Annotated in this window: 16 protein-coding genes, 1 tRNA gene and 1 pseudogene; 13 read left to right on the top strand and 5 right to left on the bottom strand. The window is 61.5% G+C overall.

The window, feature by feature from the left end; genetic code table 11:
* Window positions 1-221 precede the first annotated feature (221 nt).
* Window positions 222-4,118: an ATP-binding protein gene (locus PO860_RS01920; RefSeq protein WP_275038036.1), complete on the bottom strand. Its 3,897-nt coding sequence runs from the start codon at window positions 4,116-4,118 to the stop codon at window positions 222-224.
* A 215-nt stretch (window positions 4,119-4,333) separates the two neighbouring features.
* On the opposite strand from PO860_RS01920, the gene PO860_RS01925 reads away from it, so the two are divergent.
* Window positions 4,334-4,783, top strand: a complete 450-nt coding sequence (locus tag PO860_RS01925) for a phasin (protein WP_275038037.1) — start codon at window positions 4,334-4,336, stop codon at window positions 4,781-4,783.
* A 131-nt stretch (window positions 4,784-4,914) separates the two neighbouring features.
* Window positions 4,915-4,991: transfer RNA gene (locus PO860_RS01930), tRNA-His, on the top strand.
* 274 nt (window positions 4,992-5,265) lie between these two features.
* On the opposite strand, the gene PO860_RS01935 is transcribed toward PO860_RS01930, so the two are convergent.
* A complete protein-coding gene (locus PO860_RS01935; RefSeq protein ID WP_430523288.1) occupies window positions 5,266-6,267 on the bottom strand; it encodes a nucleotidyltransferase and HEPN domain-containing protein in 1,002 nt (333 codons plus the stop codon).
* A gap of 258 nt (window positions 6,268-6,525) precedes the next feature.
* Between PO860_RS01935 and traA the strand changes: the two genes are divergently transcribed.
* From traA to PO860_RS01950, 3 genes and pseudogenes are all read left to right on the top strand, one after another.
* Window positions 6,526-11,178, top strand: a complete 4,653-nt coding sequence (traA, locus tag PO860_RS01940) for a Ti-type conjugative transfer relaxase TraA (RefSeq protein ID WP_275038038.1) — start codon at window positions 6,526-6,528, stop codon at window positions 11,176-11,178.
* Between the two features lie 170 nt (window positions 11,179-11,348).
* Window positions 11,349-11,785 (top strand): annotated as a pseudogene (locus tag PO860_RS01945) (DUF4174 domain-containing protein).
* Between the two features lie 53 nt (window positions 11,786-11,838).
* Entirely contained in the window at window positions 11,839-12,000 is a 162-nt protein-coding gene (locus tag PO860_RS01950) for a hypothetical protein (RefSeq protein WP_097619854.1), read from the top strand.
* Here PO860_RS01950 and PO860_RS01955 read toward each other — a convergent pair.
* Window positions 11,997-12,878, bottom strand: coding sequence for a LysR family transcriptional regulator (locus PO860_RS01955; protein WP_275038039.1), 882 nt, complete (start codon window positions 12,876-12,878; stop codon window positions 11,997-11,999). The genes PO860_RS01950 and PO860_RS01955 overlap by 4 nt on opposite strands.
* A complete protein-coding gene (locus PO860_RS01960) occupies window positions 12,875-13,189 on the bottom strand; it encodes a putative quinol monooxygenase (RefSeq protein ID WP_275038040.1) in 315 nt (104 codons plus the stop codon). The genes PO860_RS01955 and PO860_RS01960 overlap by 4 nt, the downstream gene beginning before the upstream one ends.
* Before the next feature lie 189 nt (window positions 13,190-13,378).
* On the opposite strand from PO860_RS01960, the gene PO860_RS01965 reads away from it, so the two are divergent.
* From PO860_RS01965 to PO860_RS02000, 8 genes are all read left to right on the top strand, one after another.
* Window positions 13,379-14,875, top strand: coding sequence for a CoA-acylating methylmalonate-semialdehyde dehydrogenase (locus tag PO860_RS01965; protein ID WP_275038041.1), 1,497 nt, complete (start codon window positions 13,379-13,381; stop codon window positions 14,873-14,875).
* Window positions 14,876-15,146: 271 nt separating this feature from the next.
* The gene (gene rirA / locus PO860_RS01970; protein WP_183605752.1) at window positions 15,147-15,629 is read left to right on the top strand and encodes an iron-responsive transcriptional regulator RirA; all 483 of its coding nucleotides are present in this window, start codon (window positions 15,147-15,149) and stop codon (window positions 15,627-15,629) included.
* Between the two features lie 361 nt (window positions 15,630-15,990).
* Window positions 15,991-17,586: an ABC transporter substrate-binding protein gene (locus PO860_RS01975; protein ID WP_275038042.1), complete on the top strand. Its 1,596-nt coding sequence runs from the start codon at window positions 15,991-15,993 to the stop codon at window positions 17,584-17,586.
* Window positions 17,587-17,672: 86 nt separating this feature from the next.
* The gene (locus PO860_RS01980) at window positions 17,673-18,677 is read left to right on the top strand and encodes an ABC transporter permease subunit (protein WP_096764879.1); all 1,005 of its coding nucleotides are present in this window, start codon (window positions 17,673-17,675) and stop codon (window positions 18,675-18,677) included.
* A 9-nt stretch (window positions 18,678-18,686) separates the two neighbouring features.
* Window positions 18,687-19,577, top strand: a complete 891-nt coding sequence (locus PO860_RS01985) for an ABC transporter permease subunit (protein WP_096764880.1) — start codon at window positions 18,687-18,689, stop codon at window positions 19,575-19,577.
* Window positions 19,577-20,593, top strand: a complete 1,017-nt coding sequence (locus PO860_RS01990; RefSeq protein ID WP_168314408.1) for an ABC transporter ATP-binding protein — start codon at window positions 19,577-19,579, stop codon at window positions 20,591-20,593. The genes PO860_RS01985 and PO860_RS01990 overlap by 1 nt, the downstream gene beginning before the upstream one ends.
* Complete coding sequence (locus PO860_RS01995; RefSeq protein ID WP_273883527.1) at window positions 20,590-21,543, top strand: peptide ABC transporter ATP-binding protein; 954 nt, start codon at window positions 20,590-20,592, stop codon at window positions 21,541-21,543. Before PO860_RS01990 ends, PO860_RS01995 begins: the two co-directional genes overlap by 4 nt.
* A gap of 26 nt (window positions 21,544-21,569) precedes the next feature.
* Window positions 21,570-22,106, top strand: coding sequence for a gluconokinase (locus PO860_RS02000; RefSeq protein ID WP_275038043.1), 537 nt, complete (start codon window positions 21,570-21,572; stop codon window positions 22,104-22,106).
* Here PO860_RS02000 and PO860_RS02005 read toward each other — a convergent pair.
* Complete coding sequence (locus PO860_RS02005) at window positions 22,096-23,343, bottom strand: NAD(P)/FAD-dependent oxidoreductase (RefSeq protein ID WP_275038044.1); 1,248 nt, start codon at window positions 23,341-23,343, stop codon at window positions 22,096-22,098. The genes PO860_RS02000 and PO860_RS02005 overlap by 11 nt on opposite strands.
* Window positions 23,344-23,386 lie beyond the last annotated feature (43 nt).

A 23,386-nucleotide genomic window follows, 5' to 3' on the forward strand; every position in this document is an offset into this window, starting at 1 on the left:
GCTTTCACCCTCTATCAATCTCTTGTCATGGAAACCTTTCGTTAAGAAAGGTTTGTCAAAGGTGAAGCTAACCTTGGGGCCGCACTGAACGAGGCGGCGTAGGGCCTTCGGGCTTACAACATGACGTCGATCGACTGAGCTCTTGTTGAACAGCACCAAATTCAAAGGCGGCCTGATGGCTGCCTTTTCTTTATGGCCACCGCTTTCCTTTTTTGCGTGGATCAGCCCGCCAGCACCCGCTGCGACGGAAAGGTGATCTCGACGAGCGTGCCCTCGTTCGGCGCCGAATTGATCGAGAACACCGCCCGGTTGGCATCGACCATCGCCTTGGTCAACGGCAGGCCGAGCCCGGTGCCGTCGCCGCGATGGCGCGATTGGGTCGAGGAGACCTGCCGGAACGGCTTCATCGCCTGGTCGAGTTCGCTGCGCGTCATGCCGATGCCGGTATCGCGCACCCTGAGCACAACGCTGCCATTCGTCTCATAGGAGGTGGAAACGACGATCTGTCCGCCGGACGGGGTGAAACGGATGGCGTTCGACAGGATGTTGAGCGCAATCTGCTTGATCGAGCGCAGGTCCGCCACGACATCAGGCACCGCATGCGACAGCGCCGTGCGGATGATGACGCGTTGGCCGTTCGCCTGCGGCTGGACCAGCGCCACGGCCTCGGAGACTGCCTCGTTGAGACCGACGGCCGCAAAATCGAGATCCATCTCGCCCGCCTCGATCTTCGAAATGTCGAGCAGATCGTTGACGATATCGAGAACGTGCCGGCCGGAACGGCCGATGTCGTTGGCGTATTCGATGTAACGGGGATGGCCGATCGGCCCGAAGCGCTCGCCGGCCATCATGTCGGAAAAGCCGATGATCGCATTGAGCGGCGTGCGGATTTCATGGCTGACGCGGGCGAGGAAATCGGTCTTGTGGGCGTTGGCGGTTTCGGCCGCACCCTTGGCGTTGCGCAACTCGTCCTCGGTCCGCTTCCACTGGGTGATATCGCGGATGACGGCGCAATAGCCGTTGGAGGAGGTGAGCTGGCCCATCGTCATGAACAGCGGCACGAAGCCGCCGGCGGCCTCGCGGCCGATCACTTCGCGCCCGTCGTTCAGTACACTGGCCACGCCATGGCCGGTGAGGCCGTTCAGATAATCGAGCACGGCCTTCTGGCTCTCATGGGCAAACAGCATGACGAAGGGTTTGCCGCGCGTCTCCTGCTCATCGTAATTGAAAAGCGCGCTGGCCGACCGGTTCATCGAGCGGATGTCGCCTTCCGTGCCGATGACGACGACGCCGTCGGTTGCCGTTTCCAGGATCGAGCGCAATTCTTCCACTTCGACCTGAAGCTTGGCGACCTTCTCGACCATCCGCTCGGGACGGGCTTCGAAACGACCCTCGGAGCGGCCCTCGGACCGGTTTACGTTGCTGCGGTTGTCATCCTTGCCTTCGACCGGCATCAGCGCCAGCATCAGGGCGTTGGCGTCTTCCCAGCGCACCGATTGCAGCCGCGCCGTTACCGGTACCAGCGTATCGTCGGCCTTGACCAGCATCATGGTGCCGGCGCCGGCAGCCTTTTCCTCGAGTTCGCGGCGCTGCAGCAGGGCTTCGATGCCGCCCACCTCACGCAGCGCGTCGAGCGAAGCATAGCCGGTCAGCCGCATGAATTCCGGATTGGCGTGGATCAGCGCATCGCCGATATGGATGAGCACGGCGACAGGCAACTGGTCGACCGTTCCCACCGAAAGCCCGTCGGTCATCTTGACGCGCGGCGGGATGAAGCTGGTGAGAACCTCGATCTGACTGACCGTCTCCTCCAGCCCTTCCGTCGCCTCGTCCTCGGCGATACCAGCCGGCTCTTCGGCGGCGACCTCGTCTTCGTGCTCGGCCTCGACGGCATTCTCGAAGATCGCTTCTTGCGGCGCGATTTCCTCGGGCGAGGTCATATCCGCCGTGTCGGCGGGAGTTTCGGCCTCGACCTCTGTGGGGCCGGAGGCCCCTTCGAAGCTGGCCATTTCCGCGACGGAAGGTTCTGCCGGCGCCGTGACGGCGGGTTCGATCGGCGCTGAGGCGGCAGGCTCTTCCTTGCTGGCGCCGAAGGCCTCGAGCCGCTTGGCGATCTCGCGGAAATTCGCCTGTTCGGCGGGCGTCAGTCCGGCGCTGGTATTGTGGAGCTGAACGATCTTGTCGGAGAAACGGCGATTGGGCGTTTCGGCAATGCGCAGCGCCGGCGGCTCGTCCGAAAGATCCGCTGACGGCCAGGCGGCAGGTGCTTCGTCGGTGCCGGCCGCCTGTTTTTCTGCGGCATTGTCCGGGGCCGATGTCTCGACGATCGGCTCTTCGGCAGCGATCTCTTCCGATCCTGTCTCTTCGGTCTCCTCGGTCTCTGGGGTCTCCGGCTCGGCTGCCGTAAACACCTGGTCTTCGATCTCTTCTGCCGCGATGGTTTCGGCCGAAACCTCTTGGGGCGCGGCTTCCGCTTCATCCGCCATTTCGCCGATCGGCTCGGCCACCGGGCCGAGGCTTGCCGCATCATGGCCGACGCCATCATGGCCGAGCGTCAGGCCGAGCGCCAGCGGATCTTCCTGCGCATCGGAAAGCCGGACGACGCCGAAGCCGCGGAAACCGTCGAAGTCGCGGTTGCGGGTATAGGTCGGCAGCGCCGCCAGATCGACCGGAACGACGAGGCTGGTGCCTTCGATCGGCCAGAGGATCGTCTTGCCCGACCATGTGTCGCGGCGGGCGAGCGCCTCGGAAAGCTTGCCGTCCGGATCCAGATTGAAGAGGGCGGCGATATCGCCGAAGGCGGTGCCGATGATGTCCGACGCATGCGGACCGACGGCCTCGGCAAATTCGTGGCTGACCTCGGTGAAACGGCCCTCGGCGTCGATCTTCCAGACGAAGCGCGTGGCGCGGCTGTTCGGCCTGAAGACGAAGCCGGGCTCAGCCGCAAGCTCAGGGGCAGGGGGCGCTTCGGGGACGAAAGTCGGGGCGATGGCGGGTTCTTGGTGAACCGCTGCCGGCACATCTTCGACAGGCGTTTCGCTGGCCTCGACAAACGGTGCCGTTTCCACGGCCCCGGTGAGGGAGGCAAGGTCGTCCTCGATGATCGCCGCAGGCTCATCGGCTTCATCCGCGCTGCTGTCGATCACGCTGCCGTCACTCTCCGGCTCGGCATGTCCGGCGAGACCAGCCTCTTCGACTGCCGCGTCTGTGGATCCCGCTTCCGTCTCGGCCGGCCGTTCGCTTTCGCCGGTGATGTCCTCGAGCGTCTCTTCGACCTCTTCGATCCCCGAGACTGCGTCGATAATCTCGGTGAAGCCGGTGGCGACCGCAGGCTCGTCCTGAAGCAGTTCGGCGGGCGGCGTGCTTTCTTCCTGCGCGGGCGCATCGACAGAGTCGAGCGCTGATGTTTCGACCGGGTCGAGCGCGGGGGCATCGATCGGGTCGAGATCGCCGATCGCGGCCTCCACGGCAAAAAGCAGATGGAGCGCCGGCTCGTCGCTGAGCTTGCCGACGGCGGCCGGAAGATTGCCTCTGGCGGTGGCGACGGGACGCTTCACCAGCCGATCGGGATGGGCGCCGGCAAGGCTGATCAGGGTCTTTGCGGTCTGTTCGGAAATCCCCAGCGAGGCAAAGCCCGGCGAGGCGGCGATGACCTCGCCATTGGCGCCGATCACCGCCATATGCGTATCGGGATCATCAAGCCCTTGCAGCATCTGCGCCGCCGAGGCGCCGGCCGCCAGCGGTTTTGCCGAGACCGGCACCGAAAACAGGATGGCCTTTTCGCCTGAGGAGAGCCGGATCAGTTCGGCCGCCGCCTGCACCTGCGCACGCTGAAAGCCCTTGGCGACGCGGATCATCAGGCTTCTGTTGTCACCGATATCGGCAAGCTGGCGCGCCGCCGTTTCCAATTGGCGGAAGGTGATGTCGGTCCGGTCGACGCCTTGATCGAGCAGGTCATAGACCGCCGAATGGCCGAAAAGCTCCGCGCCCGCACCGTTCGCCCAGAGCAAGCGGGTCAGGTCGGCCGAAAACAGCACCATCGCCTCGCCACGTGAAAAGCGTTCCCGCACCCGTGCATGCACGGCGATATCGATGAACGGATATTGGACTGCGGGCATGATCGAACCTTGTCGCTGTCGGCCTTCTTAAATTAACGGCTTATTAATAACTGCGGGGCGCAGGCGGGTCCAGAAGAGCAGGGTGTTTTCGGCCGGCAAGGTTAACGTCTTGTGCATCGCACAATAATTGTTGCAATGCACAATGAAATGCCTTATATGAGCATCATCCAACTAACACACAGGCAGCGACTGCCTCAGCCCAAAGGATGCGACCCATGGCTACCATAAAGACCGACGACGTTTTTTCAATCGCTTCTTTCGACCCGTCTAAGTTCGCGGAATCCTTCCGTGATTTCGCCGAAAAGGGCGCTCAGCAGTCCAAGGATGCCTATGCCAAGCTGAAGACCGCTGGCGAGGAAGCCGGCAAGACGCTCGAAGCCACCGTCCAGACGGCTCAGTCCGGCACCGTCGAGATCGGCCTGAAGGCGATCGACATCCTACGCGTCAATTCCGAGAACTCGCTGTCGCACTTCGAAGCCCTGCTCGGCGTCAAGTCCGCCGCCGAATTCTTCGAACTGCAGACCGCCTTCATCCGCAAGCAGGCCGAACTCACCGTCGAGCAGGCGAAGTCGATCCAGGAAACCACCAAGCAGGTCGCCGAAAAGCTGGCAAAGCCCTCCAAGGACGCCGCCGAAAAGGCACTGGCTTCCTTCAAGGTCGCCTGATCGGTCTTTTACCGATCGGAGATAAAAGGCTGGACCTCGCGTCCAGCCTTTTTGTATATTGACGAGGAATGGGGCTTGAATTCGTCGCCAAGTCCTCGTATGTGACCCCCATCGCGCCAAGCGCGATTTATGCGGTTGTAGCTCAGTTGGTTAGAGCGCAGGTTTGTGGCACCTGAGGTCGGAGGTTCGAGACCCCCCAACCGTACCATTATCATCGTGTTAAGCTTCAAGCGCCCAGCGTAAATCCAGTTGCCGATGTTACACCATTCGGTGGCCTAGATATCATCCTTTCTAGGCTAGCAAATGACCCGCCCTGAAACGCCTCGGTTTAGCCAATCCTCTGCTTCCGTTCGAACGCAAGTGAGCAATGGGATTTGGCTCTCAGTTCTAAGTCAAACGCGAGCGCCATCGGGCGCTTAGCTTGATCGCACCCAGAATCAATCCATCCTTTAGTTCAACAGCATGCCATCTGATCAATGTGCCTACCCCGTATTCCGCTCAAGCATCTTCAGATGCTCGGAGCAAACTGTTTTGACTAACTCAAGCAGCGTCTTGGTTTGATCTGCGAGCCAGCCAAGAGCCTCGTCGCTGATCTCAAAATGTTTAGAATATCGCGCCTTCACATATGCTTCATTCAGCGTGTTGAACCATGCGCGCTCACGATGCTGATCACGGGGAAAGGCATCGGCCAGCCGCCGATCTTGCTCCTCTGCAAGCGAGCGGAGAAACTTAATATTATGAGACGGCGGGCCGTAGTTAGTCAGCGTCAGCAAGACACAGGAATAGGCCTGCTCGAGCGATTGATGAAGGCTGAAGGCAGCCCAGTTTCCCCAGGCGTCGCCGCTCCTCTCTGATCGGCTCATTTGAAACTTGGCTGTTTCCAGAATGACCATCGCCTCATGAAGCCTCTGCTCAAAATGCTCCTTCGCCACCCGAAGCCGATCGGCCGGCGAGAGTGGCTTCGGTTCGGCAAGCGGCTCATCATCGAGTTCATAGAGAACGATGCCTTCCTTCCGGATATCAGAGAAGAAGTATTGCCCTTCTTTCAGGCAGGTGTTCACCTCCCGCCTGGAATGCACAATGAAACTCACCGGCGTCTCGATCGACTTGTCGTGAATCAGCCGATCAGCGGCCTTATGCCAGTACTCGGCGAACTCACAAAGCTTGCGATTGTTGACGATGATCAGCAGATCGAAATCAGAGCGATACCCCTTCATCGTGAAAGGTTCATCCACCCATCCACCCTTGGCGTAAGAGCCGAACAGGATGATCTTCAAGATCCTGCCGCGCTTCTTGAACTCCGCCGTACCGTCCTTCACCGCGTCTTCAAATTCCTCGTGGAGGATTTCCAAAACACGGCCAATCTCTCGCTGCTTGCGAAGCGGCATATGATCGACGGACGACTTCATACACGATCGATAGGCGAAAGATTCTGCACCGTCCACGAGAATTTTGGCGCGGGCCAACCTCAATTTTCCCTGCATCTCCGATCTCGATTTTCAGCGAATGCACAAAGCTGACGGATCGACCCACGCGCAGCCTGTGAAGCCGCGGAAAGGTTCAGCCCTATATTTAACTATCTTGAACAAGGTAGTTAAATCATCTAAGTTGTCGTGGCTGAGAAAGACCACGGCGAGAAAATTGGTTGGAAACACGTTACCAAAAGCGCCGTCGGCCTCTCGGTCCAGTCGGTGCGATGTAGGTCGCTAGCCCGACGTGCTTGAGAGGATTGGAGACGTCTGATGGCGATCATGTTCGTCAGAGCGCAAGTGATCAGCAGGGGCGCGGGGCGCAGCATCATTTCGGCTGCTGCCTATCGTCATCGCACCCGGATGATGGATGAACAGGCCGGCGCCTCCTTCAACTATCGAGGTGGCGCTTCCGATCTGGTGCATGAGGAGCTTGCCTTGCCGGACTGTGTTCCGGATTGGCTCCAGGAGTCGATCGACGGACTTTCCGTTGCTGGTGCGAGCGAAGCGCTGTGGAATGCAGTGGAGGCCTTCGAGACGCTGGGAAACGCTCAGCTTGCCCGCGAGCTGATCATCGCGCTGCCGGAGGAACTGACCCGGGCGGAGAACATTGCGCTGGTGCGCGAGTTCGTTCGGGACAATCTCACAGCTAGGGGCATGGTGGTTGATTGGGTCTATCACGACAAGGATGGCAATCCCCATGCCCACGTAATGACGACGCTGAGGCCGCTCGCGGAGGAGGGGTTTGGCCGGAAGCGGGTGACGATCATGGGGGAAGACGGGAAGCCCTTGCGTGTCGTCACGCCCGACAGTCCGAACGGGAGGATTGTCAATAGGGTCTGGGCCGGCGACAGGGGAACGATGAAGGCCTGGAAGATCGCCTGGGCGGAAACAGCCAACCGGCATCTGGCGCTGGCCGGTCACGAGATCCGGCTCGATGGGCGCTCCTTTGCCGAACAGGGCTTGGACGGCATCGCCCAGAGACATCTCGGGTCAGTGAAGGCAGCCCTCGCAGGCAAAGGCAAGGAGCTTTACTTCGCTCCCGCCGATCTTGCCCGGCGCCAGGAGATGGCCGACCGGCTGCTGGCCGAGCCTGAGCTTCTCTTGAAGCAACTCGGCAACGAACGCTCCACCTTCGACGAGAAGGATATCGCCAAGGCGCTGCACCGTTACGTCGACGATCCCACCGATTTTGCCAATATCCGCGCGCGCCTGATGGCGTCCGACCAGGTGGTCATGCTGAAGCCGCAGGAGATTGATGCGGAGACCGGCAAGGCATCGGAACCGGCCGTGTTCACGACGCGGGACATGCTGCGCATCGAATACGACATGGCGCAGTCCGCACAGGTCCTATTGAAGCGGGACGGCTTTGGCGTCTCGCCACGGCACGTCGCATGCGCGATCGAACGCGTCGAGAGCGCCGATCTTAAAACTCCGTTCCGGCTCGATGCGGAGCAGGTCGATGCTGTCCGTCATGTCACCGGCGACAGTGGCATAGCCGCCGTCGTCGGCCTTGCCGGCACCGGCAAGTCGACGCTGTTGGCGGCGGCGCGTCTTGGCTGGGAGGGCGAGGGCAGGCGGGTGATCGGTGCCGCCCTTGCCGGCAAGGCGGCGGAAGGGCTGGAAGACAGTTCCGGCATCAAGTCGCGCACACTCGCCTCCTGGGAGCTCGCCTGGGGCAATGGGCGCGAGATGCTACATCGCGGTGACGTGCTTGTGATCGACGAGGCAGGCATGGTGTCGTCGCAGCAGATGGCGCGTGTTCTGAAGATTGCCGAGGAGGCTGCCGTAAAGGTCGTCCTGGTCGGTGATGCGATGCAGCTGCAGCCGATCCAGGCGGGTGCTGCCTTCCGGGCGATCACCGAACGGATCGGTTTTGCCGAGCTTGCCGGTGTGCGCCGCCAACGCGAGGCGTGGGCACGCGAGGCCTCACGGTTGTTTGCCCGCGGCGAGGTCGAGAAGGGGCTCGACGTCTATGCTGAGCATGGCCATTTGGTAGAGGCCGAGACACGTGCCGGAACTATCGATCGGATCGTGTCCGATTGGGCCGAGGCGCGCAAGCAGGTGATCGATCGCTCGGTTTCCGAGGGCAGGGGTGGCCGTCTTCGCGGTGACGAGTTGCTCGTGCTCGCTCACACCAATGACGATGTCCGCAAGCTGAACGAGGCGCTGCGTGAGGTCATGAGAGCGCAGGAAGCGCTTTCTGACAACCGAACCTTCCAGACCGCTCGCGGGATGAGGGAATTTGCCGCTGGCGATCGCATCATCTTCCTGGAAAACGCCCGCTTCCTTGAGCCGCGGGCCAGGCAGCCGGGTCCGCAATATGTCAAGAACGGCATGCTCGGCACGGTCGTTTCCACCGGCGACAAACGCGGCGATCCGCTGCTGTCGGTGCATCTCGACAATGGCCACAAGGTCGTCTTCAGCGAAGACAGCTATCGCAATGTCGATCACGGCTATGCCGCAACGATCCACAAATCGCAGGGCGCCACCGTCGACCGGACGTTCGTGCTTGCGACCGGGATGATGGACGAGCATCTGACCTATGTGTCGATGACCCGGCATCGCGATCGCGTCGATCTTTATGCGGCGAGCCAAGATTTTGAGCCAAAACCTGACTGGGGCCGCAAGCCGCGCGTCGATCATGCTGCTGGCGTCACCGGCGAGCTTGTGGAAACCGGAGAAGCCAAGTTCCGGCCCGATAACGAGGACGCTGACGAAAGCCCCTATGCCGATGTGAAGACGGATGACGGAACCGTCCATCGCCTCTGGGGCGTGAGCTTGCCGAAGGCGCTCGAGGACGCCGGCGTCTTGGAAGGCGATACCGTTATCTTGCGCAAGGACGGCGTGGAACGGGTCAAGGTGAGCGTTCCCGTCGTTGACGAGGAAACGGGTCAAAAGTGGTACGAGGAACGGGAAGTCGATCGCAACGTCTGGACGGCCAAGCAGATCGAAATCGCCGAGGCTCGTCGGGAGCGGATTGAGCGCGAGAGCCATCGGCCGGACCTGTTCAAGCAGCTTGTCGAGCGCCTGTCGCGCTCCGGCGCCAAGACGACGACGCTCGATTTTGAAAGCGAGGCCGGTTATCGCGCATATGCCGACGACTTCGCCCGGCGCCGCGGGATCGATCTTCTTTCGTTGGCTGCGGCTGAGATGGAGGAAAGCCTTTCTCGGCGCTGGGCGTGGATTGCTGCAAAGAAGGAGCAGGTGGAAAAGCTCTGGGAAAGGGGGAGCGTGGCGCTCGGCTTTACGATCGAGCGGGAACGGCGGGTCGCCTATAGCGATGACCGAACCGAATCCCACGTCGTCTCGGGTGCAAGCGCTGGCGAAGCGCACTATCTGATCCCGCCGACCACTTCCTTCGTCAAGAGCGTCGAGGAGGATGCGCGGCTGCTGCAGCTTTCGTCCCCGGCCTGGACAGAGCGGGAAGCGATCCTTCGACCGTTGCTGGAGAAGATCTATCGCGATCCAGATGCAGCGCTTGCCGCTCTGAATGCGCTGGCATCGGATGCCGGCGTCGAACCGCGCAAGCTTGCCGACGATCTTGCCGCAGCACCCGATCGGCTTGGCCGTCGGCGTGGTTCCGAACTGATGGTCGATGGACGCGCGGCACGTGAGGAGCGTTACGTGGCGATGGCCGCCCTGGGGGAGCTGCTGCCCTTGGCGCGGGCCCACGCAACCGAATTCTGCAGGAATGCCGAACGGTTCGAAAAGCGCGAGCAGACGCGTCGCTCCTATATGTCGGTGTCGATCCCGGCGCTCTCCGAACATGCGATGGCGCGGCTTATGGAGATCGAGGCGGTACGCAGCCAAGGCGGTGACGACGCCTATAAGACGGCCTTTGCGATTGCCGCCGAGGACCGCTCGGTCGTGCAGGAGATCAAGGCGGTCAGCGAGGCATTGACCGCACGCTTTGGCTGGAGTGCATTCACCGCGAAGGCGGATGCGGTTGCCGAACGCAACATTGCCGGGCGCATGCCGGAAGATCTGATACCGGGCCAGGGCGAGACACTGATCAAACTGTTCGAGGCCGTGAAGCGTTTTGGCGACGAGCAGCATCTTGCCGAGCGCCAGGATCGGTCGAAGATCGTCGCCGCTGCCAGCGCCGTTTCGACTAAGGAGCCAGAGGTGGGGCCAGGCAAGGAGAATGCAATGCTGCTGCCGATGCTCGCCGCCGTCACCGAGTTCAAGACGCCGGTCGATGAGGAGGCGCGATCGCGTGTGCTCGCAGCTCCACTCTATCGCCAACAGCGTGGGGCATTGGCCAACGTGGCAAGGACGATCTGGCGCGTTCCTGCGGCGGCCGTAGGCAAGATCGAGGAACTGCTGGAGAAAGGTTTTGCTGCCGATCGCATCGCCGCTGCTGTGAGCAATGATCCGGCTGCTTACGGTGCCATACGCGGCTCTGACCGCCTGATGGATAAGATGCTGGCGTCTGGCCGGGCGCGGAAAGAGGCAGTGCAGGCGGTGCCGGAAGCCGCCGCCCGCCTGCGCTCACTCGGGTCGTCCTATGTCAATCTGCTCGATGCAGAACGACAGGTCATTTTGGCAGAGCGAAGGCGCATGGCGATCGCTATTCCCGGCCTGTCGAAGGCAGCGGAAGAGGCCTTGCTCCGGCTGACGGTGGAGGCGAAGACGAACGGGCGCAAAGCGAATGTTTCGGCGACTCCTCCCGACGCGAACATTCGTCGGGAGTTTGACGACGTCAGCAAGGCACTTGACCAGCGCTTCGGGCGCAATGCCATCATCCGAGGTGACAAGGATCTCATCAACCACGTGCCGCCGGCGCAGCGTGGGGCCTTTGCGGCGATGCAGGAGAGGCTGAAGGTCCTGCAACAGGCGGTTCGCATGGAAAGCAGCCAGCAGGTCATCGCGGAAAGGCAGCAGCGGGCTGTTAGCCGTGGTGTCAAATTAGCGGGCCTTTAACAAGCACCACGAACAGAAAACTCCAGCCTCCAGCGGTTGCCGAGATCTGAACAGCTAAGTCCCACTAAACCGTACCGTTTTTTCCATGATAGAGGTCAAAACCTCGTTACGTTCATTTCGATGGAACCCATGGCGTCTCGCGCCGTTTTCCAAATAAGCGGAGAATATGCATGTCGAAAACTCTTCTCTACGGCGCGACCAGGAGCGACGAGACCAACAGCGCCTATGCGCCGGTCGAAAGCCTCGCCGCGTTCCAGTTGAAGAACCGCGTTTTCGTCGTTTTCGCCGACAGGGACAATTCCCGCGCTGCCGGCAGGAAAACCAGCTGCTCGCCGATCGTTCGGCCCTCGACGAGCGTGACCTGGTGGTGCTGAAAATATCAGGCGCCGGCGTTCGGCCGCTCTTCGGCGCCGCCGATGGCCTCGACGGCGAGGCGATCCGCCGCGATCTCGGGGCATTGGAGATCGGCGAATTTGCGGCCTTCCTTGTCGGCAAAGACGGCACCGTCAAGCTCAAGGCCAGCGAGCCGATCACCGACGGCGAGCTTTTCGCCATCATCGACAGCATGCCGATGCGCGCTGCCGAATCGTTGAAGCCGGACAAATAGCCCCGGTCGAACGTCACGTTTAATCCAACAACATCATGAAAAGGGAGGCGGCCATGTCCGTGCCCAACGAACCCATTCACGATCAGCCGCCGTTGCCGGCACCCGGCTGGAAGCCGGTGCCGCCGATCACGGAGCCGGAGCCGGACAGGCTTCCTGACGAAGCGCCGGTTCCGAACCCGGATGAGAACGACGAGCCGGCCAAGCACGTTTCCTAAAGAAAAATCTGCCGTTCGGCGCGGACGAGTTCCTGCAGGAAATCGGCAACGCTCCTGACGCGCACGAGGTCGCGCGCAGTTTCGTGATAGGTCGTCCAGTAGGCGCGCCGGATCGAAATATCGGGCAGGATGCGCTGGAGTTCCGGATACTGCCGGGCGATATAATCGTGCAGGATGCCGATGCCGGCGCCGGATCGGACCGCCTCGGTCTGTCCGATTGCCGTCGAAATCTCGAAACTCGCATCCCAACTGCGCATCACCTCGCCGGAGAAATTCAGCGAGGCGGTGAAGATCAGGTCTTCGACATAGCCGATGCGCGGATGCGCCTTCAGCGCCTCGATATCGCGGGGCGTGCCTCGCGAAGCGAGATAATCGCGTGAGGCATAGAGGCCGAGCGTATAGTCGGTGAGCTTGGAGGAGACGAGCCGGCCCTGTTCGGGGCGCTCCAGCGTGATGGCGATATCGGCCTCGCGCTGCGACAGCGAGAAGGAGCGCGGCACAGGGACGAGCTGGATCTTCAGCTCCGGATGGCGCTCGATCAGTCTGCCCATGCGCGGCGCCAGAAACGAAACGCCGAACCCATCGGGCGCACCGACGCGCACGGTCCCGGCAATTGCCGTATCGGTGTGGCCGAGGCTCGCCTGTACTGCGAGCATTTCGGTTTCCATCCGCTCAGCGGATGCCAGGAACACTTCACCTTCGGCCGTCAGCTCGCAGCCATTTGTGCGGCGGATGAAAAGCCGTGTCTTCAGCGCCTCTTCCAGCGACGTCAGCCGGCGCGAGAGCGTGGCGTGATTGAGCCCCAGCCGCTTCGATGCGGCGAGAATCTGCCCGGTACGGGCGACGGCGAGGAAAATCCGAACATCGTCCCAGTTCATGGCTTGGCACGCATGGTGATCGGATCGACCTCGATAAGCGCCAGCGATGTCACCATGCCCGCCGTCTGGTTCTTGTATTTGAGGAAATGCGGCGTCCGCAGATGGGCCTCATATGCCTCCTGGTCGGCGTAGACCTCAAGAATACGGATGCGGTTTGGGTGCGCCCGGATGGAAACGGCGCTGAGCGAAAGGACGCCCTCTTCCAGCGCCAGGGATGCCTCGATTTCTTCGGTCAGCAATGCGCGATAGGTTTCCAGCGTGTCCGGATCGATCTCCAGCTCCGCCATTCTGACGACGGGTTTCCGGCTCATCGGATTGACCTCCCAGGGTTTTGCTTGTCGGCGTTTGACTTGTCGGCGAGCCGTGCCAAGTTTGGAAGCAGCAGCGCTTGATGCAATGATAGGACTATAATCTGCGCACAACAGTTCCTTATATCAGCGCATTGATTTGTGCAAATTGAAGTGCGATTGTAGGCCATCCAAAAACAGGAGGAGCATCCCATGCGTGAGATCGGTCATTTCATCGGCGGCAAGCATGTTGCCGGCACCAGCGGCCGCGTGAGCAACGTTTATAACCCGGCAACCGGCGAAGTGCAGGCGACGGTCGCGCTTGCAAGCGTCGAGGAAATGCGCGCCGCAGTCGAAAACGCCAAGGCCGCGCAGCCGAAATGGGCTGCCACCAATCCGCAGCGCCGCGCCCGCGTCTTCTTCAAGTTCGTCGAGCTCCTGAACAAGCACATGGACGAACTTGCCGAATTGATTTCCAAGGAACACGGCAAGACGATCGAGGATGCCAAGGGCGACGTCATCCGCGGCCTCGAAGTCTGCGAATTCGTTTGCGGTATCCCGCATCTCGCCAAGGGCGAATTCACCGAGGGTGCAGGCCCGGCAATCGACATGTATTCGATCCGCCAGCCGGTCGGCATCGGCGCCGGCATCACGCCTTTCAACTTCCCCGGCATGATCCCGATGTGGATGTTTGCGCCGGCGATCGCCTGCGGCAACGCCTTCATCCTGAAGCCCTCCGAGCGTGATCCCTCCCTGCCGATCCGTCTCGGCGAGTTGATGATCGAGGCCGGCCTGCCGGCCGGCATCCTCAACGTCGTCAACGGCGACAAGGGCGCGGTCGACGCGATCCTCACCGATCCCGATATCGGCGCCGTTTCCTTCGTCGGCTCGACGCCGATCGCCCGCTACGTGTATGGCACGGCGGCGATGAACGGCAAGCGCGCCCAGTGTTTCGGCGGCGCCAAAAACCACATGATCATCATGCCGGATGCCGATATGGACCAGGCCGTCAACGCGCTGATGGGCGCGGGCTACGGTTCGGCCGGCGAGCGCTGCATGGCGATCTCGGTTGCCGTTCCGGTCGGCGAAGAGACCGCCAACCGCCTCGTCGAGAAGCTGACGCCGAAGATCGAATCGCTGCGCATCGGTCCCTACACCGACGACAAGGCCGATATGGGCCCGCTCGTCACCAAGGATGCCTATAACCGCGTCCGCGGCCTGATCGACCGCGGCATCGAGGAAGGCGCCAAGCTCGTCGTCGACGGCCGCGATTTCAAGCTCCAGGGCTATGAAGACGGCTATTTCGTCGGCGGCTGCCTGTTCGACCACGTCACGCCCGAGATGGACATCTACAAGACCGAGATCTTCGGACCCGTCCTCTCCGTCGTTCGCGCCAACAACTATGAGGAAGCGCTATCGCTGCCGATGAAGCACGAATACGGCAACGGCGTCGCCATCTACACCCGCGACGGCGATGCCGCCCGCGATTTCGCCTCGCGCATCAATATCGGCATGATCGGTATCAACGTTCCGATCCCGGTTCCGCTCGCCTACCACTCCTTCGGCGGCTGGAAGGCATCGAGCTTCGGCGACCTCAACCAGCACGGCACGGATTCGATCAAGTTCTGGACGAAGACCAAGACCGTCACCGCCCGCTGGCCCTCGGGCATCAAGAGCGGCGCCGAATTCGTCATGCCGACGATGAAGTGATCTTCACGACATTCCAATCTGCAATTCGGGGGCCTTTCGGCCCCCGTTTTGTTTGATCTTGGAAACCAAGCGCGCCGCACTGCATGCTTTCACTATCCCGGCCCGGCAGAGCGCAGGCAGGTCATGATGGATTGCAACCACAAGATCTCGTGCCGAATTGACGTCGCGGCAAATGGCCTCATAAGCTGAATGCGAATTTCATATTTTGGAATTGTTCAAAACTAGCAAACCGCCTATATAGGTCTGAACAGGCACGAGTCAGGAGAATGGCATGCGGTTGACGAAGCAGACCAACTATGCGGTTCGCATGTTGATGTATTGTGCTGCCAATGACGGGCACCTGAGCCGGATTCCGGAAATCGCCAGGGCCTACGGCGTTTCCGAACTCTTTCTTTTCAAGATCCTCCAGCCGCTCAACAAGGCGGGTCTGGTCGAGACCGTGCGCGGCCGCAACGGCGGTGTGCGCTTGGGCAAGCCGGCGGCCAGCATCAGCCTTTTCGATGTGGTGCGGGTGACGGAAGACAGTTTCGCCATGGCCGAATGCTTCGAGGATGACGGCATGGTCGAATGCCCGCTGGTCGACAGCTGCGGCTTGAATTCGGCGCTGCGCAAGGCGCTCAACGCTTTCTTCGCCGTGCTGTCGGAATATTCCATCGACGATCTCGTCAAGGCGCGTCCGCAGATCAATTTCCTTCTCGGAATCACCGGCGAGCAGCCCTATCGCAAACCCGCGATCGTTGCGCCGGCCGCCTGAATCCAGCGAGCAGGACAGAGTTCATGAAACCGCGATTGCCCCGGCAATCGCGGTTTTTGTTTTGCCGCGTGGCGCGGGCTCGACAAGAAGAAACACTGCAAGCGTGGCGGGCGGGCCTGATCGATCGCCACACGCTTAGGAGGCGCAATTATCCAAAATACGACGAAATCCTGGTCATTTTTATCCGAAAATGTCCAAATGAGGCCGATTTTTGACTGAAAATTTCTAAAATTGTCCAACTGGAAAAATTTTCTCCGTAGACCGTTGCTTTCAGTAGATAAATGTCGTTCCATCGACCGTCGATCGGGATGTCTATCTCAGGTCTCCAAACATCAAAAAAGAACAACCGGGAAACAATATTATGAAAAAGATCTCTGTCATGCTGGCAGCGACGGCCCTGATTTCGGTCATGGCGACGTCGGCCTGGTCCAAGACCCTTGTTTATTGCTCCGAGGGCTCGCCGGAAGGCTTCGACCCGAGCCTCTACACGGCAGGCACGACCTTCGACGCCTCGTCGCGCACGGTCTATAGCCGCCTCGTCGAATTCAAGCATGGCGGCACCGAGATCGAACCTGGCCTCGCCGACAGCTGGAGCGTTTCGGCCGATGGCACGGAATACACCTTCAAGCTTCATCCGGGGGTCAAGTATCAGACGACCGACTTCTTCACGCCGACGCGCGATTTCAACGCCGACGACGTCGTGTTCTCCTTCGAGCGCCAGCTGAAATCCGACAACCCGTGGAACAAATATGTCGAGGGCGGTTCCTACGAATACGCCGCCGGCATGGGCTTCCCGGAGTTGATCAAGTCGGTCGAGAAGGTCGATGACCTCACCGTCAAGTTCACGCTCAACCATCCCGAAGCGCCGTTCCTCGCCGACCTCGCCATGGACTTCGCTTCGATCGTCTCCAAGGAATATGCCGACAAGCTCGCCGCCGACGGCAAGATGGCGCAGCTGAACCAGCAGCCGCTCGGCACCGGCCCCTTCACTTTCGTCGCCTACCAGCCGGATGCCGTCATCCGCTACAAGGCCAACGAAACCTATTTCAAGGGCAAGGAAAAGATCGACGATCTGGTGTTCGCCATCACCTCTGACGCCGCCGTCCGCGCCCAGAAGCTGAAGGCCGGCGAATGCCACCTGATCCCCTATCCGAATGCAGCCGATGTGCCGGAACTGAAGAAGGATGAAAATCTGACGGTGATGGAACAGGCCGGCCTCAATGTCGGCTTCCTCGCCTACAACACCCAGATGGCCCCGTTCGACAAGCCGGAAGTTCGCCGCGCGCTGAACATGGCGATCAACAAGCAGGCGATCATCGACGCCGTCTTCCAGGGTGCGGCGGCGGTTGCCAAGAACCCGATCCCACCGACGATGTGGTCGTATAACGACGCCGTTCAGGACGACAAGTACGATCCGGATGCCGCCAAGAAGGCGCTCGCCGATGCCGGCGCCAAGGATCTCAGCATGAAGGTCTGGGCGATGCCGGTGTCACGCCCCTACATGCTGAACGCGCGCCGCGCCGCCGAACTGATCCAGGCCGATTTCGCCAAGGTCGGCGTCAAGGTCGAGATCGTCACCCATGAATGGGCCGAATATCTGAAGCTTTCCTCCGACGTGAAGCGCGACGGCGCGGTCATCCTCGGCTGGACCGGCGACAACGGCGACCCAGACAACTTCATGGATACGCTGCTCGGCTGCGATGCCGTCGGCGGTAATAACCGCGCCCAGTGGTGCAACAAGGAATATGACGACCTGATGACCAAGGCCAAGCTGACCGCCGATGTCGGCGAGCGCACCAAGGCCTATGAGCAGGCCCAGCTGATCTTCAAGAAGGAAGCTCCCTGGGCGACGCTCGACCACTCGCTCGTCTTCGTGCCGATGAGCAAGAAGGTCTCGGGCTTCTTCATGGATCCACTCGGCATTCACCGTTTCGACGGCGTCGACGTATCCGAATAACAAGAATAATGTAAGAATGCCCGGCAGAGCTGGGCGCAGCCGGCGGTCAGGGTCTCCTGACCGCCGGAAACTATTGGACATCTGCCATGTTGCGTTTTTTCATCGGCCGCTTTGCGGTGCTGATCCCGACATTCCTCGGCGTTTCCCTCATTGCCTTCTCGTTCATCCGCATGCTTCCCGGCGATCCCGTCATGCTTCTGTCGGGTGAACGTGTCATGGCGCCGGAACGGCACGCCCAGATCATGCACGATCTCGGTTTCGACCGGCCCATGTATGTGCAGTATTTCGATTATCTCGGAAAAGTGCTGCACGGCGATCTCGGCACCTCGATCGTCACCAAGCGGCCGGTTCTCGGTGAATTCCTGACGTTGTTTCCGGCAACGCTGGAGCTTTCGTTCTGTGCCATCATCCTCGCTGTCTGTCTTGGCGTGCCCGCCGGCGTCTTTGCGGCCGTCAAGCGAGGCACGTGGTTCGATCAGAGCGTGATGGGCGTGGCGCTCATCGGTTATTCCATGCCGATTTTCTGGTGGGGGCTGCTGCTCATCATTTTCTTCTCCGGTTATCTCGGCTGGACGCCGGTCTCCGGCCGCATCTCGCTGATGTATTTCTTCAAGCCGGTCACCGGCTTCATGCTGGTCGACAGCCTGTTATCCGGCCAGAAGGGGGCTTTCGCCTCGGCCGTCAGCTACCTCATTCTGCCGACCATCGTGCTGGCGACCATCCCGCTTGCCGTGATCGCACGCCAGACACGTTCGGCAATGCTCGAGGTTCTGGGAGAGGATTATGTCCGCACGGCGCGCTCGAAGGGCCTGAAGCCGTTGCGTGTCGTCGGCGTGCATGCACTGCGCAATGCGATGATCCCCGTCATCACCACGATCGGTCTGCAGATCGGCGTCCTTCTTGCCGGCGCCATCCTCACGGAGACGATCTTCTCCTGGCCGGGCATCGGCAAATGGATGGTCGATTCGGTTTTCAAGCGCGATTACGCCGTGGTCCAGGGCGGTCTTCTCCTGATCGCCGGCGTCATCATGATGGTCAATCTGATTGTTGATGTTCTCTACGGCTTCATCAATCCGCGCATTCGTCACTAGGAGCGGTCCATGAGCACGGTCACCGTCAAAACCGGCCAGCCATCCGCTCTTGCGGAATTCTGGCATTATTTCTCCCGCAACAAGGGCGCCGTCATCGGCCTCGTGATCTTCATCGTCATCCTGGTCGTCGCAGTCTTCGCGCCGCTCTTTGCGCCGCATGAACCGAACGAGCAGAACCGTGCGGTGCTGCTGGCCGTGCCGGCCTGGATGGAGGGCGGCAGCGCCTCCTTCCCGCTCGGAACGGATGCCGTCGGCCGCGATATCCTCTCGCGGCTGATCTATGGTGCGCGTTTCTCGCTGTTCATCGGCGTCGTCGTCGTCACGCTTTCGGTCATCTCAGGCGTGCTAATCGGCCTCGTCGCCGGATATTTCCGCGGCAAGGTCGATACGGCGATCATGCGCCTGATGGATATCATCCTGGCTTTCCCGTCGCTGCTGCTTGCTCTCGTGCTGGTGGCGGTGCTCGGCCCCGGCCTTACCAATGCGATGATCGCGATTTCGCTGGTCAACCAGCCGCATTTCGTGCGGCTGACGCGTGCTTCGGTCATATCGGAGCGCGAGAAGGAATATGTGATCGCTTCGCGTGTCGCCGGTGCCGGCACGCTGCGCCTGATGTTCAAGACGATCCTGCCGAACTGTCTTGGGCCGCTGATCGTACAGGCGACGCTCGCCTTTTCGGCGGCGATCCTCGATGCGGCCGCCCTCGGCTTCCTCGGCATGGGCGCCCAGCCGCCGACACCCGAATGGGGCACGATGCTGGCCGAATCCCGTGAGTTCATCTCGCGCGCCTGGTGGGTCGTAACATTCCCGGGTCTTGCCATCCTCATCACCGTTCTCGCCATCAACCTGATGGGTGACGGCCTGCGCGATGCGCTCGACCCCAAGCTGAAGAGGTCGTGATGCCACTTCTCGAAATCGAAAATCTGACCGTTGAATTCCAGACGTCATCCGGTCTGTTCCGCGCCGTCGACGGGGTATCGCTCACCTGCGACAAGGGCGAGATCCTGTCGGTCGTCGGTGAATCCGGCTCGGGCAAATCCGTCGCCATGCTGGCCCTGATGGGGCTTCTGCCCTGGACGGCAAAGATCACCGCCGATCGCCTGCAGTTCGATGGCCAGGATCTGCGCGGCATCTCCGCCCGCCAGCGCCGCAGGATCGTCGGCAAGGACATGGCGATGATCTTCCAGGAGCCGATGTCGAGCCTCAATCCGTGCTTCACGGTCGGTTTCCAGCTCGGTGAGACACTGCGCTTCCATATGGGCCTCAACCGGAAGGAGCGTCGCGAACGTTCGATCGAGCTTCTGAACCTCGTCGGCATTCCGGCGCCGGAAGACCGCCTGTCGAACTTCCCGCATCAGATGTCCGGCGGCATGAGCCAGCGCGTCATGATCGCCATGGCGCTCGCCTGCAATCCGAAGCTTCTGATCGCCGACGAGCCGACGACAGCGCTCGACGTGACCATCCAGGCACAGATCCTCGATCTGCTCGTGCGCCTGCAGAAGGAGCACGGCATGGCGCTGGTGCTGATCACCCACGACATGGGTGTCGTTGCTGAAACCGCCGAGCGCGTGCAGGTGCAATATGCCGGCCAGAAGGTCGAAGAGCAGCCGGTGAGGGCGCTGTTCCGCGATCCGCACCATCCTTATACGGCAGCCCTGCTCGCCGCTTTGCCGGAGCGCGCCAAAGTCGGCCAGCGCCTTCCCTCGATCGCCGGTGTGGTTCCGGGCCAGCATGGCCGCCCGACAGGCTGTCTTTTCGCGCCGCGCTGCGGCTACGCCACGGTCGAATGCGATCGCGGCGTCGTCCGCCAGGGGCCGGAGCTCGGGCTGGCACTGTGCAACTATCCTTTGAAGGATGGCAAGCCGCTCGGGCATCCAGGCGTCATGGCCAATGAAACCGCAGGAGACCTGGTATGACCGGCGCTGTTCTCGAGGGCAGGGATCTCGCCCGCTTCTACACCGTCAACCGCGGTCTCTTCAAAGCCGATGCCACCGTCAAGGCGCTGAACGGCGTCAGCTTCAGTCTCCATTCCGGCAAGACACTTGCCGTCGTCGGCGAATCCGGCTGCGGCAAGTCGACGCTCGCCCGCCTGGTCACCATGATCGAGGACCCGACGGCCGGCGAATTGCTGATCGACGGCAAGCCCGCCCGCGTCGGCGACCGCAGCCTGCGCAGCCAGGTGCAGATCGTCTTCCAGAATCCTTATGGCTCGCTCAACCCGCGCCAGAAGGTCGGCGCGATCCTCGATGAGCCGCTGAAGATCAATACCGATCTCGATGCGGCCGCCCGCCGCCGCAAGGTGGAGGAGATGATGGCCCGCGTCGGCCTGCGTCCGGAGCATCACGGCCGCTATCCCCATATGTTCTCCGGCGGCCAGCGCCAGCGCATCGCCATTGCCCGCGCTTTGATGCTGCGGCCGAAGGTGCTGGTGCTGGACGAACCGGTTTCGGCCCTCGATCTCTCGATCCAGGCGCAGGTGCTGAACCTCTTGATGGACCTGCAGAAGGAGATGGGGTTAGCCTATCTGTTCATCTCGCACGGCCTCTCCGTCGTTCATCACATCGCCGACGAGGTGATGGTGATGTATCTCGGCCGGCCGATCGAAACCGGGCCCGCCGCCGAGGTCTTCGCCCGGCCGCGCCATCCCTATACGGCAGCGCTGCTGTCGGCCACGCCGATCGCCGATCCCGAGCGCGAGAAGAACCGCATCCGCCTGCAGGGCGAGCTGCCTTCGCCATTGAAGCCGCCGTCCGGCTGCCACTTCAATCCCCGCTGCTGGAAGGCGCAGGACCATTGTCGCCAGGTTTCTCCCGAATTAAGGGGAGAAGGTGCACATCAATATGCCTGTCATTTCCCGCTCGATTGAGCGGGAGATATGGCGTGGGAGGAAACATGCAGGAGCGGATGAACAAACCCCATGCGATCATCGTCATGGGCGTCAGCGGCTGCGGCAAATCCTCCGTCGGCGAAAGGCTCGCCGAGGCCCTGCACTTGGCCTTCGTCGAAGGTGATGCGCTTCATCCGGCCGCCAATGTCGAGAAGATGTCGAAGGGCATTCCGCTGATCGATGAGGATCGGATGCCTTGGCTCGACCGCATCGGCGAAGAGATGAAGGCCTCGCTCGAAAAGGGCGAGGGCATCATCGTCTCCTGCTCGGCGCTGAAGCGCCTCTATCGCGACCGGCTGCGGGCGGCTGTCGGCGGCAATCTGTTCTTCGTTTATCTCGAGGGCTCAAGAGCGCTGCTGACGAAACGCATGGGCGAGCGCAAGGGACATTTCATGCCGGTGTCGCTGCTCGAAAGCCAGCTGGCGACGCTTGAGGTGCCCGCAGGCGAGCCGGGCGTCGTCACCGTTGATATCGACGACACGGTGGACGGCATCGCTGCGACCGCTCTCAAAGGTCTCGCTTCTCTCGGCATCATGGCTTGAAACGCTGCGGCGAATAGGCCGCAATATCGATGAACGGCGTCTCGCCGGTGATGAGTTCGGCAAGCGCGCGGCCGGTTACCGGCCCGAGCGTCAGCCCGTGATGGGCATGGCCGAAGGCAAACCACAGGCCCTGATGGCGCAGCGCCTTGCCGATAACAGGCATCATGTCTGGCGTGCAGGGGCGTGCGCCCATCCAGGGCTCGGGATCGAGCCGCCTGCCGAGCGGGAAGATGGTGCGCGCCACGGCCTCGGCCCGGTCGAGCTGGACCGGCGTCTTCGGCGCGTCGAGCGTTGCAAACTCCGCCCCTGTCGTCAGACGGATGCCGCGGTTCATCGGCGCAAGGAGATAGCCGCGTTCGGCATCGAGCATCCAGTTGTTGAGCACCGCATTGCCCTCGGCGGCATAATGCATGTGATAGCCGCGCTTGACGCCGAGCGGGAAGGAATAGCCGAGCCGGCGCGTGGCAACGGCCGCCCAGGGGCCGAGCGCGATGACTGTATCCTCGGCTTCGAGCGGACCTTCCCCAGTCATGATCTTCCAGCCGGAGCCGAACGGACCGAGCGAGGCGGCATCACCGGTGACGAAGCGGCCGCCGAGGCTTTCGAAATAGCGGCGATAGGCCCATGTCAGCGCATGCGGGTCGAGCACCGACCACGGGTCGCGCCAGCGGATGCCGCCTGCGAAATCGCCGGTAAGATCAGGTTCCATGCGGGCGATATCGGCCGGAGCCAGGCTGTCGTATTCTACCCCGAATTCGCTTTGCCAAAGTGCTGCCTCCGTCAGAGCCGCGTCGCGCTTGGCCGGCGTGCGGAAAAGCTTCACCCAGCCATCCTTGCGGATCAGCGCTTCAGCCTGCGACGCCTCGATCAGGTCCTTGTGTTCGGTAATCGAATTTTCGATCAGCGGCGCATAGGCGCGGGTGATGATCGCGTGGCGCCGTGCATTGGAGTTCCACCAGTAGCGGGCGAGAAAGGCGATCTGGCTCGGCAGCGTGCTGAGGTGATAATGCGCGTCGATGCGGTTATTCAGCGCATAACGCAGCAAAAGCCCGAGCTGCTGCGGAAAGCCGTAAGGCGCCACACCTTCGCGCTGGATCAGCCCGGCATTGCCGAAGGAGGTTTCGTTGCCCGGATCCTTGCGGTCGATCAGCGTCACCTGCCGGCCGCGCCGCTGCAGGTGTATGGCGGTGGAAACCCCGACGATGCCGGCGCCGAGCACGATTGCGTTCTTCGTCATTCCCCTGCGTTCCGCTTTGGTTATCGGGGTGAAAATGCCCGTG

The sequence above is a fragment of the Rhizobium binxianense genome, assembly GCF_028994275.1.
GTDB classification, from domain to species: Bacteria; Pseudomonadota; Alphaproteobacteria; order Rhizobiales; family Rhizobiaceae; genus Rhizobium; species Rhizobium binxianense.

What these genes read in the sequence shown, in the direction of transcription:
- PO860_RS01920 (WP_275038036.1), bottom strand. Translation starts at nt 4,118, where the DNA reads ATGCCCGCAGTCCAATATCCGTTCATCGATATCGCCGTGCATGCACGG.
- PO860_RS01925 (WP_275038037.1), top strand. Translation starts at nt 4,334, where the DNA reads ATGGCTACCATAAAGACCGACGACGTTTTTTCAATCGCTTCTTTCGAC.
- PO860_RS01935 (WP_430523288.1), bottom strand. Translation starts at nt 6,267, where the DNA reads ATGCAGGGAAAATTGAGGTTGGCCCGCGCCAAAATTCTCGTGGACGGT.
- traA (WP_275038038.1), top strand. Translation starts at nt 6,526, where the DNA reads ATGGCGATCATGTTCGTCAGAGCGCAAGTGATCAGCAGGGGCGCGGGG.
- PO860_RS01950 (WP_097619854.1), top strand. Translation starts at nt 11,839, where the DNA reads ATGTCCGTGCCCAACGAACCCATTCACGATCAGCCGCCGTTGCCGGCA.
- PO860_RS01955 (WP_275038039.1), bottom strand. Translation starts at nt 12,878, where the DNA reads ATGAACTGGGACGATGTTCGGATTTTCCTCGCCGTCGCCCGTACCGGG.
- PO860_RS01960 (WP_275038040.1), bottom strand. Translation starts at nt 13,189, where the DNA reads ATGAGCCGGAAACCCGTCGTCAGAATGGCGGAGCTGGAGATCGATCCG.
- PO860_RS01965 (WP_275038041.1), top strand. Translation starts at nt 13,379, where the DNA reads ATGCGTGAGATCGGTCATTTCATCGGCGGCAAGCATGTTGCCGGCACC.
- rirA (WP_183605752.1), top strand. Translation starts at nt 15,147, where the DNA reads ATGCGGTTGACGAAGCAGACCAACTATGCGGTTCGCATGTTGATGTAT.
- PO860_RS01975 (WP_275038042.1), top strand. Translation starts at nt 15,991, where the DNA reads ATGAAAAAGATCTCTGTCATGCTGGCAGCGACGGCCCTGATTTCGGTC.
- PO860_RS01980 (WP_096764879.1), top strand. Translation starts at nt 17,673, where the DNA reads ATGTTGCGTTTTTTCATCGGCCGCTTTGCGGTGCTGATCCCGACATTC.
- PO860_RS01985 (WP_096764880.1), top strand. Translation starts at nt 18,687, where the DNA reads ATGAGCACGGTCACCGTCAAAACCGGCCAGCCATCCGCTCTTGCGGAA.
- PO860_RS01990 (WP_168314408.1), top strand. Translation starts at nt 19,577, where the DNA reads ATGCCACTTCTCGAAATCGAAAATCTGACCGTTGAATTCCAGACGTCA.
- PO860_RS01995 (WP_273883527.1), top strand. Translation starts at nt 20,590, where the DNA reads ATGACCGGCGCTGTTCTCGAGGGCAGGGATCTCGCCCGCTTCTACACC.
- PO860_RS02000 (WP_275038043.1), top strand. Translation starts at nt 21,570, where the DNA reads ATGCAGGAGCGGATGAACAAACCCCATGCGATCATCGTCATGGGCGTC.
- PO860_RS02005 (WP_275038044.1), bottom strand. Translation starts at nt 23,343, where the DNA reads ATGACGAAGAACGCAATCGTGCTCGGCGCCGGCATCGTCGGGGTTTCC.